This is a genomic window from Pseudomonas agronomica (assembly GCF_025917275.1).
GTDB lineage: Bacteria > Pseudomonadota > Gammaproteobacteria > Pseudomonadales > Pseudomonadaceae > Aquipseudomonas > Aquipseudomonas agronomica.
On the sequence record NZ_JAOSHO010000760.1, the window covers coordinates 1 to 1741 of the forward strand.

1 protein-coding gene is annotated in these 1741 nt (G+C 63.6%); it reads right to left on the reverse strand.

The window, feature by feature from the left end:
• Nucleotides 1–1591 (reverse strand): lysylphosphatidylglycerol synthase domain-containing protein (locus tag OC610_RS26910; RefSeq protein WP_264432327.1); only part of this gene is annotated, 1591 nt, incomplete at its 3' end.
• Between the last annotated feature and the right edge of the window lie 150 nt (nt 1592–1741).

Below are 1741 nucleotides of genomic sequence, written 5' to 3' on the forward strand. Positions count from 1 at the left end.
GGACGGCGGCGCCCAACAGCGAGCGCAGGCCTCGGGGGGCATCGGCATCCAGGGTGAACTGCCACCACAATTGGTGACTGTAGGGCACGTCCTGGTAAGCAAACAGCAACAGCCAGATCGATGCGCCCAGCACGCAGAGGCTGGCAATCAGGAACAGCGGTGAGAACGGCAGTTCGGTCAGGCGACTCGGACGGTAGAAAGAGCGCCGGAACACTGCCAGCAAGGCAGCAGTCAAGGTCAGCAGCGTGGCTTCTTCCCAGTCAAAGCCCTTGAGCAGCGAGAGCAGGGCGCCCACCAGCAGCAAAACGGTGGTCAGCATCCAGGCGGCGGACAGGCGACGGCGCAGGCCTTGGGCCAGCAACAGGCAGAGCACGCCCACCAGGCTGGCGCCGAAGTGCGAGGCGTCCACCAGTCGATGGGGAATCAGGAAGCCGATGTGCTCCAGGCGGGTGTCGATCTCGGGGGTAACCCCGGAAAACAGCAACACCACGCCAGACAGAAAGACCAGTACGGCCAGGATCGGTGCGGCAAAACCTGACGCGGCCCGCAGGGTCTGGCGAGTCTGGAACAGCCGTTGCGCCTCGTTGATCAACAGCAGTACGCAGGCCACCAGCATCGGCAGCAGCACATAGATCAAGCGGTACAGCAACAGGGCGGCGGCAAGCGGCGCGGCCCCCAGCTTGTCGGCAAACGCGGCCAGCAGGATCGCCTCGAACACCCCGACGCCACCCGGCACGTGGCTGAGTACGCCGGCGGCCAGCGCGAGCAGATACACCAGCAGGAATGGGCCAAACGGCGGCGCTTCAGGCAGCAGCAGGTAAAGCACCGTGGCGGCCGCAGCGACGTCCAGCGCCGTGATGATCAATTGCAGGAATGTCAGGCGCCTGCCCGGCAGGCGCAGCGTGCGGCGACCGGCCTTGACGAGCAGGCTGTCCCGGTAGGGTTGCTCTGGCAGCCGACGGCGATAGATGCCAATGGCGAGCACGCTGGTGAGCAACAGCACCGCCACGGCGATCGAACCCAGCAATACGGCGGGAAGGTGCAAGGCGGCAGACGCGGCGGGCAGGTTGCTCAGGGTTGCCAGCGCGGCCAAGGGAGGCAGAGCGCAGCCCAGGGAAAGGCTGGCGAACAAGGTCATATGGGCGACATCGGCTGCTCCCAGGCCATGTCGCGCATACAAGCGATAACGAACCGAGCCGCCCGACAGCAACGAGAGGCCGATGGCGTTGCCAATGGCAAACGCAGTGAAACCGCCGAGGACCATGGTTTGAGGCGGCAGCGTCACGCCCGCATAGCGGGTGGCGGACCATTCATAACCCAGCAGAATCACGAAGCCGGCGACGGTGGCAGCAACGGCGCCGAGCAGCGCCGGCCTCGGCACGTCCAGGATCGAGTCATGCAGCGCGTAAAGGTCGAGCTCGCTCAGGAGGTGGCGACAGGCGATCAACGCGATCGCGAACAGCAGCAGCGTGACGGCGAGACCGATAGGTTGGCGGTACTGGCTGATCCGATCCAGCCAGCGCAATCGCTCGGCCTTGATCGGTTGTGTCGCAGTAACGGGGTCTTGCGGGTCAGACGAGTGGGCGCGCATCAATCACCTCTTGAGCTATGCGCGACAGGATGGGGGTATCCAGCCAAGTTACCAATCCCTGCGGCGGAAAATAATTACAAAATATTTGTAATGGAGCTTTTTCGAGACACACAAAAAAGGCCACTCTTTCGAGCAGCCTTTCTTGATATT